Origin of the sequence: Sphingopyxis sp. QXT-31 (assembly GCF_001984035.1) — a bacterium.
GTDB lineage: Bacteria > Pseudomonadota > Alphaproteobacteria > Sphingomonadales > Sphingomonadaceae > Sphingopyxis.
Map to the genome: position 1 here is coordinate 3,008,030 of NZ_CP019449.1, position 12,227 is coordinate 3,020,256.

9 protein-coding genes are annotated in these 12,227 nt (G+C 65.1%); 1 reads left to right on the forward strand and 8 read right to left on the reverse strand.

Translation table 11 applies throughout. From position 1 onward, the window contains the following. Positions 1–82: 82 nt before the first annotated feature. The 5 genes from BWQ93_RS14475 to BWQ93_RS21145 all read right to left on the reverse strand — a co-directional run bounded on the left by BWQ93_RS14475 (position 83) and on the right by BWQ93_RS21145 (position 5,841). Positions 83–3,130: a TonB-dependent receptor plug domain-containing protein gene (locus BWQ93_RS14475; protein ID WP_077031165.1), complete on the reverse strand. Its 3,048-nt coding sequence runs from the start codon at positions 3,128–3,130 to the stop codon at positions 83–85. A gap of 243 nt (positions 3,131–3,373) precedes the next feature. Beyond that, complete coding sequence (locus BWQ93_RS14480; protein WP_077031166.1) at positions 3,374–3,976, reverse strand: aspartyl/asparaginyl beta-hydroxylase domain-containing protein; 603 nt, start codon at positions 3,974–3,976, stop codon at positions 3,374–3,376. Between the two features lie 16 nt (positions 3,977–3,992). Next, positions 3,993–4,616 carry a sulfotransferase family 2 domain-containing protein gene (locus BWQ93_RS14485; RefSeq protein ID WP_077031167.1) on the reverse strand — a complete coding sequence of 208 codons (624 nt, stop codon included), beginning with the start codon at positions 4,614–4,616 and terminating at the stop codon, positions 3,993–3,995. Between the two features lie 8 nt (positions 4,617–4,624). Beyond that, positions 4,625–5,581, reverse strand: coding sequence for an aspartyl/asparaginyl beta-hydroxylase domain-containing protein (locus tag BWQ93_RS14490; protein ID WP_077031168.1), 957 nt, complete (start codon positions 5,579–5,581; stop codon positions 4,625–4,627). Further along, positions 5,578–5,841, reverse strand: a complete 264-nt coding sequence (locus tag BWQ93_RS21145; protein ID WP_198040397.1) for a hypothetical protein — start codon at positions 5,839–5,841, stop codon at positions 5,578–5,580. Before BWQ93_RS21145 ends, BWQ93_RS14490 begins: the two co-directional genes overlap by 4 nt. Before the next feature lie 113 nt (positions 5,842–5,954). Here BWQ93_RS21145 and BWQ93_RS14500 point away from each other — a divergent pair, with 113 nt between their 5' ends. Beyond that, positions 5,955–6,671: a 2OG-Fe(II) oxygenase gene (locus BWQ93_RS14500; RefSeq protein ID WP_077031170.1), complete on the forward strand. Its 717-nt coding sequence runs from the start codon at positions 5,955–5,957 to the stop codon at positions 6,669–6,671. Positions 6,672–6,690: 19 nt separating this feature from the next. Here the strand turns inward: BWQ93_RS14500 and BWQ93_RS14505 are convergent, their stop codons facing one another. From BWQ93_RS14505 to BWQ93_RS14515, 3 genes are all read right to left on the reverse strand, one after another. Next, the gene (locus BWQ93_RS14505) at positions 6,691–6,951 is read right to left on the reverse strand and encodes a hypothetical protein (protein WP_077031171.1); all 261 of its coding nucleotides are present in this window, start codon (positions 6,949–6,951) and stop codon (positions 6,691–6,693) included. 67 nt (positions 6,952–7,018) lie between these two features. Beyond that, a complete protein-coding gene (locus BWQ93_RS14510; RefSeq protein ID WP_077031172.1) occupies positions 7,019–9,007 on the reverse strand; it encodes a tetratricopeptide repeat-containing sulfotransferase family protein in 1,989 nt (662 codons plus the stop codon). A gap of 69 nt (positions 9,008–9,076) precedes the next feature. Further along, positions 9,077–12,115 carry a TonB-dependent receptor domain-containing protein gene (locus BWQ93_RS14515; RefSeq protein WP_077031173.1) on the reverse strand — a complete coding sequence of 1,013 codons (3,039 nt, stop codon included), beginning with the start codon at positions 12,113–12,115 and terminating at the stop codon, positions 9,077–9,079. Between the last annotated feature and the right edge of the window lie 112 nt (positions 12,116–12,227).

Below are 12,227 nucleotides of genomic sequence, written 5' to 3' on the forward strand. Positions count from 1 at the left end.
CATGACGCGATGTCGCAGGCCCCTCCACCACCCTTCGGGCGGTCCCCCTCCCCAACGTTTCGCGGCCGGGAGGATTTTTGGCTTAAAGCCCCAGGCTCGCCAAATTCACCTTCACCCCGGCATAGACATAGCGCCCGCGGAAGCTCGACGGATAGTTGAGCTCGCCGACGTCGGGGTCGCGCCCGAAGAGGTTGTTCACGCCGGCATAGAACTGGAAGCGCTCGTCGTCGGTCTTGAAGCCGAGCTGGACGTCATGCTCCCATTTCTCGCGATAGAAGATATACTTCGGATCGACGAGATCAGGGTTCGCCTCGATCTGCTCGGTGGTGAAGCGCCGCGTCTTGCTGAAATAATTGACGCCATAGTTCAGCGACCAATTGTCCTTCACCCAGGTGATGTCGAGCGTGCCGTTCCACTTCGGCGCGAACGCCTCGGTGCGGTCGTCGTCGACCTCGGCCCCCGGGGTCGAGATGAACGTCAGCTTGTCGAGATAACCGCCCGCCAGCCGCACGTTGAACTGGCCCAGGCTGTCGCTCGGTCGGAAGGCGTAGTTGACCGTGAAGTCGGCGCCCGAGGTCGCGAATTCCGAGACGTTGAGCGGCCGCAACAGATAGTCCGAGACGAAGCCCGTCGTTGGATCGCGGGTGATCAGGTCGCAGAACTGGTTGTCGAGCGTCGGCTGGTCGACGCAGGCGTCGGCCAGATCCTGCGCCGTCGCCGTCGTGATCGCATTGGCGATCTTGATGTCGTACCAGTCGAAGGTCGCGACAAGCCCCGGAATGAAGCTCGGCCGCAGCACCACACCCGCGGTCCAGGTCTTGGCCGTTTCCTCATCGAGGAAGGGCGTGCCGATCGTGCGGCCCGGCAGCGACGCGGTCGCCTGCGGGTCGTTCGCCGGATTGAAGGTCGCCGGATCGACGCCGAGCGCGGTCAGCGTCGCGTTGCAGTTCGCCACGCGGAACGACGTGCCTTCGGCGAGATTGCTGGGATCGCACGGATCGTCGATGAACGAGAAGGCGCCGTTCTGCGGGGCGAACAGTTCGGTCAGGTTCGGTGCGCGCACCGCTTCCGAATAGGTACCGCGGAAGCGGATATCGCGGACCGGACCCCAGGTACCATCGACCTTCCACGTCGTCGTGGTCCCGATCGTCGAATAGTCCGAGAAACGGATCGCGGCGCCGAATTGCAATATGTCGGCGAAGGGCATGTCGCGCAGCACCGGAATGTTGATTTCGGCGAAAGCTTCCTTGACGTCGAAGCTGCCGCGTTCGGGGAATTGTGCCGCAAGGTCGGCGAGCGCATCCTGGACGAGGAAGGGGTCGGGGACGAAGTTCGACTTTTCCTTCCGGTATTCGGCGCCGAGCGCGAAACCGATCGGCCCGCCGGGCAGTTCGAACACCGCGCCGGTGTCGCCCGAGATCGAGGCGCTGACGACATGCTGCTGGACCTTGATCCGGTTTTCGAGATCGACGTTGATCCAGTCGAGCGCCGCGGCGCTCGGCGAACCTTCGCCGAAGATGTTGAGCGGCACGCAGCCGCTGTTCGCACCGGGGGTGAAGGTGATCGGCGTGGTGTCGGCCCCGATGATGATCCCATTGGGGTCGTTGCCGGGCGCGGTCGGATCGAGCGACGAGCGGCAGACGATATTGCCATTAGGCGTGCCCGTCAGGAACTGGCCCTGGTCGACGGCGTCGATCGCGGCGAAATAGCGGTCGCGCAAGCGGTAATTGGTGCTCAGGAAGCGCGTCTTGGTCTGGCCATAGACATAGCTGACCTCATATTTGAGATTGTCGGTCAGTTCGCCGTCGACGCCGATCACCCCGCGATAGGTGTCGCGTTCGGCATATTCACCGCGCACGCCGAGGTCGAAATTGTCGCGGCTGACGAGAACGCCGTCGGGAAGGAAGCCGACATCGCCGAAGATTCCGAGCGACAACGCATCGGGCACGATGGCGCCCCGGATCGCGGCGGGAATGAAGGGGTTGTCGGCCTGGATCGTGGTGAAGAAGTCGAACGACGGCTGCGCGAAGGAGAAATTCCTCGTCTTCACATATTTGGCTTCGACGAAGAAACGGAGCGCGTCGCTGAACTCGTAGCTGCCGAGCAGATTGACATTATGCTTCTCGGTCTTGGGCTGGAGGTCGCCCTGATAGCCCGCGATCGGGGTGCTGCTGCCCCCCTGCACGACGCCGCCCGATCCCGGAATCGGCGTGCCGAGGTCGTAGATCGTCCCCTCGCCGGTGAAATCGGGCGAGAAGTCGATGTCGACGTCGACCGCGCCGCCGGGCGAGCTGTCGGCGTAGCGGATGTCGTTGTAGAGGATGCGGTCGACGATGCTCGGATCGTCGGGAAAGTCGGCGAGGTTGCGGCGGAAGCTGAACAGATCGAGGTTGCGCCCGGATTTGCGCGCGCTGGCGGGCACACGCGAATCGCGGTTATATTCGTACGACACCGCGATATTGCCGCGGTCGTCCGAGAAATTGGTCCCCGCGGTCAGCGAGCCGTAGATGTTGTTCGCGTCGCCGCGCGACGAGATGCCCGTCTGAAAGCGCGCGTCGATCCCTTCGAAATCGCGCTTGAGCACGAAATTGACCACGCCCGACACGCCGTCGGCGCCATAGACCGCCGACACGCCGCCGGTGAGCACGTCGATGCGCTCGATCAGCGCATTGGGGATGGTGTTGATGTCGACCGACGCGGTGCCGGTGATGCCCGAGATATGGCGGCGGCCGTTGACCAGCACCAGCGTGCGTTCGGTGCCGAGGTTGCGCAGGTTGAGCAGGTTGATGCCCACCCCGCCGAACAGTGCGGTCGAACCGCCCGCATCGGCGGTGGTGCTCGACCCGAGCAGCGCGGGGTTCTGGACGAGCAGGTCGGTGAGGTTGGTGAGGCCCGACTGCTGGATCGTCTCGCTGTTGATCGAGGTCACGGGGTTGGGCGAATCGGCCTCGGGGCGCGCGATGCGCGATCCGGTGACGACGATGGCTTCGCCGTCGTCGGCGGTTTCGCCGGCTGCGGCCGCGCCAACGGGCGCCTCCTGCGCAACAGCGGGGGCGGCGGAGAGCGCCAGGGCGAGGGCGAGCGGCGCGGCGCCAAGGCGCAGGCTTCGCGAATCGACGAGTGTTTTCACGACAGAATTCCCTTTTTTAATGATGGGTCTGTCGCAAGGGGCAGCGGGCCAATGCGGCGCACGCCGGTTCCCCGACTACAGCCCACCCCATGTGCGCAGTCGGAGAATAGCGTTAATTATCCGTTATTTCGGCAATTCCCCGGTGCGTGAAGAATGATGTCGGGCGGCGATCGAAAAACAAGCCAAGACCGGCGAAGCGCCCTTGGGCTTCGACGAACGCCCGGTCGACACCATCGAAGGAGACTAGGCGGGCTGCCCGGTCAGCGCCGCGAGCCAGTCCGGTGCCGGCTGGTCGGCGTCATAATATTCGAAGATCAGGTGGATGCGCGGCGTATCGCCGCCGTTGGTCACCGCATGAACCCCCATATTATTGACCTCGGCCGCCTCGCCCTCGGCGATATGATAGGTCTGGCCGTCGATGCGGAAGAGCACCCGGTCGTTGGTCTCGATGGGGACATGGATCTTGTGCGGCCATTTCGCCGCGGGATTGGCGTCGCGGTGCGGCTGGATCACCCCGCCGGCCGGCATGCGCGCCAGCATCACGCGGGGGAATATGCCGTTCTGATAGCCATAGTCCGCGGTCGCCGCCGCCATCACCGGCGCGAGCAGCGCCTCCCACTCGTCCCACAGCGGCCGCGCATAGTCGGTGCGCCAGTCGCGCATGTTCGCAACGAAGCGAAAGACGATATGCGCGGTGGCGTCGAGCGCCTCGAACCGGTTCGGCTTGTCGGCATTCTCGGCCTGCCACAATGTTTCCGGAATCGCCGCCACCGCCTGCTTGAGCGCGGCGATGTCGACGCTGCCGAGGCGCCGGATGCTCGTCGTCTTGCGGGGATTGGGGTACATGGCTCAGCCTCTCCGGTCAGTAATCATAGCCGAAAAGCGCCAGATCGCGGGCATAGATTTTCGCGACGCCGTCGATCAGCTCCTGGTCGTAATAGTCGCGATAGTCGCCGCGCCGCGACCGGTTGGCATGGTCGAGCGCGGTCGTCGGAACGCCGATGCGCGCCGCGATCGCGTCGTACGACGCCTGCATCTCCTCGACCTTGCCGAGCATGTCGGCCTGCAGGCTGCCGCCCTGATCGGTGACGAACAGGTGCTGCGGGCGAAAGATGATGTGGTTCATCGGTGGCGCGGTGAACAGGAAATGCCGCATCACGCGCTTCGGATCGCGATCGAAACTGCCCTCGCGGCTGGTGGCGAAGGCGCAGTAGGAGACGAAGCGATCGAACGGATTGCGCACGAAGGCGAATTTGAAATAGCTCTGGAACGCCTCTTCGCCGAGGAAGGGCCGGACCTCGGCGAAGCTGATATGGCCGTGCCCCATGCGCGCAATCTCGGGGATCGGGAAGCTCTTCTCGACGAACAGCCGCGCCTGCTCCATGTCCTCCTCGCCCATATGCCCGCGCAGCGCATGCCGCACCGAATGCGTCCCCGTCTTGGGAATCGCGACGAAGATGAAGCGGTGCTTGTGCGAAACGATCATCGGGCGGGTCAGGCCGCGGCGGCGGCGGGAGCGGCGTTCGGTGCGGCGACCATGAAGACGAGCTCGGCGAGCGCGCGCTCGAGCGGTACCTCGTTGCCGATGAGCAGGATGCGCTGCGCCCCGATCCGCTGCAGGTCGCGCTGGACCGCCTCGATGAGCGCGCGATAGGCGGCGAGCCCCCTGGTGTCGGTGCCATGTTGCGCCCAGAGCGCGCCCCAGGCGTTGGCGAACTGCTCGAGCCGCTCGGTCGCCGCATCGAGCGCGGGCGACGGCGGGCATTGCCGGAGCAGGAAATCGACATGGCAGCGGATCTCCCACACCGACATGATCGCGGGCAGGTTGACCTGCTCATAAGCGAGCGGCGTGGCATAGCCGACCGAGCCCGGCGCCACCGTCTCGATCGGCTGCGCGTCGCGGCCATGGCGCTTCGCCTCGGCGATCATCGCCCATAATTTCTCGCCGCCGACGGTGTCGAGCACCAGATGGACGCGCTTCTGGTCGCCGGCATTCTTCACATTATGGAGGCAGAAGCTGTCGAACAGCCAGCATTCGCCCGGCGCCATATGCACCGTCTCGCTGTCGCAGCTGAAGGCGACCCCCGGATTGGTCACGACGGGAATATGGATGCGGATGTGCGTCCGCCAATAATAACCGACGTCGACATGCTCGGGCACCACCGCGCCCGGCGCGAGCCCCATCAACCGGCTGCGTCCCCATACCGCGCCGAGATCGGCGAGGATTTCCTTGATATAGGGGCAGCGATCGAGCGCATCGGTCGGCGCCATCGGCCCCGCGAAGCCGTTCGACACCTGCCCCGCCGGGGTGATCAGCGGCACCGCATCGTTGCCGGGCAGCCGCCCCGGATGCGGCAGCCACGCCGATTGGGGCAGCGCCGCCACCTCTTTTGCCAGCGTTTCCGCACAATATTGCCGCGGCAATTTGACCAGCGGCGTCCCGAGCTTCATTCGCCGGGCCGCGTCGGCTGGTAATTCTGCTGCGGCCGGTTGACCTGCTCGGCCAGTCCGCGCCTTTGCTCCTCGGCCATCGCCTCCCACTGGCCCCCGGTCTTGCAGATCTTGGTGTAGAAGCGCGTCCCCGTCTTCTGCGTGCGCTTGCACACCATCCGGTCCTTGGGATCGACGTTCGCGCCGTCCTCGGCAAAGGCGGGCACGGCGGGAAGCAGCGAGGCGGTGGCGAGCAGCGCCAGCATTTGAATTCCGCGCATGACAGCATGTCTCCAAAACAATATCGATTGGCGCGGAACATATTCCCCCGGTAGCCGGCCTGTCAAATCGATGTGTGCCGGAAAGCCGCGGGAAACGAAGGAAATGATCGACCATGGCCCTGGACTTTCGGCTGTCCGACGATCTCGACTGGGACGTGCTGCGCCGGCAGTTCGCGGTGCGCGGCCGCGTCGAGATCGCCGGCCTGCTCGCCGAGGGCCAAGCCGAGGCGCTACGCGCGCATCTCGGCGCACGGACCGACTGGAAACTGGTGATGAATGCCGGCGACAAGGTCTATGAGATGACGCGCGATGCCCTGGCCGCGCTCACGCCCGATCAGCGCCGAGCGCTCGAACGCCATATCGTCGATGCCGGCCGCGAAGGCTTTCAATATCGCTACGAGTCGATCCGCGCGCCCGACGGCGGCGACGCGGCCAGCGCCGACCCGGTGGCGCGCTTCGTCGCCTTCCTCTCCGCCCCCGCAGTGATCGAGCGGCTGAACCATGTCCTCGGCGGCGGCAGCGCCACCTTCGCCGACGGCCAGGCGACCAGCTATGACGAGGGGCATTTCCTGACCGCGCACGACGACGATGTCGCGGGCAAGCGGCGGCAGGCGGCCTATGTCTATTCGCTGATGCCGCGCTGGCGGCCCGAATGGGGCGGATTGCTGCTGTTCCACGGCGACGACGGCGGCATCGACGAGGGCTTTGCGCCGCAGATGAACGCGCTGCGGCTCTTCGCGGTGCCGCAGCTGCACAGCGTGAGCTATGTCACGCCCTTCGCGCGCGAACCGCGGCTGTCGATCACCGGCTGGCTGCGCGCGCGCGGCTGACCGCCGCGGCGGCCGCCGATCAGTTGCGGCGGATTTCGATCTGCGGCCGGTCGATCGCTTCGCGCAGGTCGCGCCGATGCTGTTCGGCGAGCGCATCCCACTGCGCCGCGGTCTTGCAAATCTTCTTGAAGAAGCGGGTGCCGGTCGCCTGCTGACGCTTGCACACCAACTTGTCCTTCGGGTCGACCGCGACTGCCTCTTCGTCGTTTGGCGATGCGAGCGCGGGAACCGACAGCAGCGGCGCCGACACCATCACGGCGAGCAGGTGGATGGCACGCATGAACAACCTCCCTTTGAACATCGCAAAGCTATTCGCTTGGCGTCCCGGCGTCAATTCGGTCCGGCGGTCAGTCGAGACGATAGCCATAGCGCTCGACCCACGGCGCGAGGATCGGCAGCACTTCGCGCATCTGCGCCTCGTAGCGCTTCCAGCGCCCGCTCGCCGACGAATAGATGGGCTCGAGCACCTGCGCATAGCTCGGCGTGCGGATATAGCCGCGCGCCGCGGCGGTCTTCTGGTGGTCGAGCGCATCCTCTTCCCAATCGAGACCGAGGAAGTCGAACAGCGGCCGCGTCGCCGCGCCCGCGTCGGCGACCATCGCCTCGTAACGCAGCATATGCATATCGATCGGGAAGACCGCCCGGCACGTCTCCCAATAATGGAAGATGCGGTCGTAGGTGCGGCTGGCGTTGGCGAGGTCGAGGAAGCTCGCCATCGCCTCGGTCGGCTTGAAATTCTGGATATAGCAGCTGAGCACGACGTCGCACGGATGACGCATCGCGAGGATGATCTTCGCGTCGGGAAACAGCCGGTGGATCAGCGGAATGCGGATCATCGACAGCGGATTCTTGTCGATCACCAGCTTGCCGGGCGGCGGGGGCGACAATTTGTCGAGTTCGGCGAAATAGCGGCGGCGCAGATCGGCAACCGCGGCGGCGTCGAGCGCGCGGATCGCGTCGAGATCGCCGAGCGACTTCGACAGGCCCTCGATGATCGGCAGCTCCTCGAGCACATGCGCGCCGCTGTTGCCCATCAGGATCGTGTCGAGCAGCGTCGTCCCCGAGCGCGGAAAACCGACGAGGAAGGCCGGTGCGGGGCGTTCGGCGGGCAGCGGCGGCGCGGCCCAGTCGGCGAACCACGCCGGCGTCGTCTGCTCGTCGAGGCGCGCGATCGCGCGCTGGTACGCGCTGCGGTCGACCCCGACGCCCATCGGGCTGCGCGCCTGCGCCTGGTTCATATCCTCGTAGAAATACATCGCATCGTCGGTGCGGCCGAGGCGATCGGCAAGCTGCCCCGCGAATTGCGCCTTGATCGACGGATTGATCGCGGGCGATTGCAGGTCGCGCACGAGGTCGAGCGCCGCGGCGCGGTCGCCGTCGCGGCTGAGCAGCAGCGCGCGCAGATAATCGATCTCGTCGCCCGCGAGTCCCGCCGCCTCGGCCGCGGCGATCAGCGCGCGCAGTTCGTCGACGCGGTTGGCCTTTTCGAACAGGATGCCGAGGTTGAGGTAGCCGGGGACGAAGCGCGGATCGGCGTTGACCGCGAAGCGCAGCGCGCGTTCGGCCTGGGCATTATTCTCGAGATCGAGGAAGGCGACCGCGATCGCGAGGAAGATCTTGGGATCGGAGGGGGCGAGCCGCGCCGCGTCGCCGAGCGCGCGGAGACCTGCTTCGACATGGTTGATGCTCGTCAGCGTCCGCCCCAGCTCGAGCAGCGGCGCCGGATCCTTGGGTGCGAGCAGCGCCGCCTTTTCGAGCAGCAGGCACGCCTCCTCATAGCGGTCCATCGAGATCAGCACGCGGCCCATATTGGTGTGGAGGAGCGACGATTGCGCGTCGATCTGCCGCGCCTGCTGCAGCGCCTGCAGCGCGCCCTCGAGATCGCCCATCTCGTGCCGCGCATTGCCCAGATTGTTCCAGGCATCGAAGTCCTTCGGATTTTCGGAGACGAGCTTTTCATAGGCCCAGACCGCTTCGGTGGTGCGGCCTTGCGCCTTCATGATCTGAGCCTGCATCGACTGCAAGTCGGCCGATCCGGCAAGGTCGCCCTCGGCGCAGACACGCGCCGCCTCGTCGAACTCGCCAAGGTCGGACAGCGCACGCGCCAGGTTGATCCGGTTGTCGCTCGTGTCGCCGCCATGTGCGATCGCGCGGCGCAGATAGTCGGCGCCCTGCCGCGGCGCGCCGGTCTGGCAGCTCACGACGCCGAGCAGCTGGAGGACGGTGGGATTGGTCGGCTGGGCGGCCAGCGCGGCTTCGCCCTGCGCCTTTGCCGCGGCGAAATCGCCCTTGGCATAGGCGGCATAAGCGGCGCGCAATCTGTCGGTAACGGTCATCGCCGCTCCCTATAAAAAAAGAGGGCGGGACACCAGTCCCGCCCTCTCCTTTGGTTCGTTTGCCGAAGCTTAGAACTTCAGGCGGACCGACGCATAAGCGCGGCGGCCGATGACGTCGTACAGCGACGGATCGGTACCCGACTGCACGTTCGGCGAGTAGGTTTCCGGCTTGCGGTCGAACGCGTTGTTCAGGCCGATGCGGAAGGTGAAGGCGTCGATTTCGGCCTGCATCGCAAAGTCGAAATAGAAGACGCTACCCGGGCCGGTGAACTCTTCGCCGATAAACTGACGCGAGGCCCGGTTTTCCATCGCATCGATGAAGCGGATGCGGCTGTCGAAGCTCAGTTCACGCGTGACGTTGAACTTGGTGTTGAGCGTCGCCTTCCAGCGCGGGAAGCTCGTGCCGAGACCCGCACCGAAGTAGGAGGCCGTACCCGCATAATCGGTCTTCAGACCGCCGAGGCCGACGTTCTTGAAGTCGATGAGGTAGTTGACGAGCAGGTTGAAGCTCAGCGCGCTGTCTTCGTTCACGAACTCGGTCGGCAGGCGATAACCCAGCTGGACGTCGACGCCCGAGGTCTTGACCGACCCGGCGTTGACGAACTGGAAATAGCCGTTCGCATCACCGCCCAGCGAAGCCGGGAGGTAGATACCCGTCATCGCATCGCCCGACCGCCCGATTGCATCGCAATAGGGGCTCGCGCCGCTGAGGTTCGGGTTGATGTCATTGTAGCCATAGCAGGACGCGATGATCTCGTTGACGTCGGGGTTGAGGATCGTGTCCTTGATCTTGATGTTGTAATAATCGATCGAGCCCGTGAAACCGGCGGCCTGGAACACCGCACCGACGGTGAAGGTGTCCGATTTTTCCGGCTTCAGGTTGGGGTTGCCCGTCGTCGTGATGAACGCCTGCGCGCCCGGCGAGGGAACGAAGCTGTTCACAGTACCCGCGCCAACGCCGGTCGCGACGCAAAGGTCGCGGGCCGCGGTGCCGCCCTGCTGGCGGAAGTTCGAGTTGATCGAGCAGGGGTCGAAGATCTGCGGGAAGCTGCCGCCGCCCGAGAACAGCTCGCCGAAGTTCGGCGCACGGACCGAGTGCTGATAGCTCGCACGCAGACGGACTTCGTCGATCGGGCTCCAGGTGATGGTGCTACCATAGGTCCAGTCGTTCGACGGCGCACCGTTCACGCCATTCTGGATATCGTTGAAGTCGCTCTTCGAGTGACGAGCGGTCAGCGACAGTTCCAGCGTGTCCATGATCGGGGCACGAAGTTCGCCGAAGAAGTCGAGGAACTTGTTGGTGCCGAGATCGGGCGTCGCGGTGTTGAAGCCGGCGATCGGACCGAACAGCGAGCCCGGATCGAAGCTGTACTTGAACTTGCGCTGCTCGACACCGAGCACGACGCCGAGCGGGCCGCCCGGCAGGTCGGTGAGTTCGCCCGAGACATAGGCCTGAGCGACCTTCTGCGTGAAGACCGTCTTGGTCACGCCCGTTTCGTCGACATAATCGACGCAGTCGGCCGAGAAGGGCTGGATGCCGAACGGGTTGAAGCCGCCGTCGCAGATGCTGACGCCGCCGTCGGGTGCTTCGAGCAGTTCCTGGACGCGCTGGACGTTGACGTTGCCCGTGGCGCGCTGGTCGATCGTGGTTTCGCCCCAGCTGTAATAGGCTTCGTAGCGCCAGCCGGGTGCGAATTCGCCGCGCAGACCGGCGAGGCCCTGGATCACACGGTTGTCGAGCTGCTGCTCGCGCAGGCCGGTGCCGAGGAAGCGGTAACCGATGCGGACGCCTTCGGCCGCACCGACACCCGCGACGTTCGGATCGTCACCGACGCGCGTGTTGAGCAGCGAACGCAGGTCGTTCGAGATGAACGGGTTGGTGACCGGCACGATGAAGCCGGTGACGCGGCCGCCGACCGAAACGAGCGGCGAGCGCGCGTTGAGGCCCGAAGCGGCGGTGTTCGCCGGGTTGACGATGCCGGTGCTGACCGGGGTCGGCGCCAGCGCCGTTGCCGAACTGTAGTCGGTGTAACCACCCTGGACGAACACGTCGAACGCCGGATTGATCTCGTAATTCGCCGTCAGGAACGCCGATTTGCGCTCGAGCGGGAGAACGAGGATGTTCACGATGTCGAAGTTGTAGCTGTAGAAGTCCGGGAAGAAGTTGAGGTTCGGGTTCGCCGGCGAATCGAGATCGTAGCGGAAGTTCGCCACGTCGAGCGGACTGTTGAACGCACCTCGGCCGAACAGCGAGCCATCCGAGTTGAAACCGAGCTGGCTGACCGTCGGGGTCTGTCCGGGCGTGACGCCATAACCGGCGAACAGGGTGTTCACCGCGGCCTGGCTGATCGGGTTAGTACCGCTGTTGACGAAGGTGCCGGTCGGGAACGAACCCGTGGTCGAGGTCGCCTGCGACGCGAAGTCGCGCTGCGCCTTGATCAGGCCCTGGCGCTTCGAATATTCGGCCGAGAAGGCGATGTTGCCGCGGCCGTCGGCAAAGTTGCCGCCGATGATGCCGCTAATCTGATATTCGCGCGCGTCGGTCTCGGGGATCGAGTTCGAATAGGTGGCGCGAAGGTCGATGCCTTCGAAATTGTCCTTGAGGATCAGGTTGACGACGCCCGCGATCGCGTCGGCGCCGTAAGCCGCGCCGGCGCCGCCGGTCACGATTTCGATGCGCTCGATCAGGCCCTGCGGAATGGTGTTCAAGTCGACCGTCTGGTTCGACGCCGACACCATCGGGCGACGGCCGTTGATCAGGACGAGGTTGCGGTTGGCGCCGAGGCCGCGAAGGTCGATGTTCGACTGGCCGCCGTTACCGGGGTTGTTCGACGTGGTCGTGCCGGCCGGGTTGACCTGCGGCAGCGTGTTCAGGAAGGTGTCGAGCGTGACGTCGGCGTTCTCGACCGTCGCGTCGCCGCTGACGACAGCAACCGGGCTGTTCGAATCGAGATTCGGACGCGCGATACGCGAACCGGTGACGACGATCGTGGCTTCGCCTTCGTCGTCGGCGGCATCCTGCGCATAGGCAGGCGCCGAAGCCAGGGCCACGCTCAGCACCAGCGGCGCGGCGCCCAGTTTCAGCTTGGAATATTGGGTTTTCTTCACAGTGCAGTCCCTTGCTACTGATGGATAAAGATACCCGGGCCCCCGTTTGGACAGGCGAAAAGCCAGCGTCGCAGACACCCCGATAGCGTGCGGGATGACCCTTCATTCATGT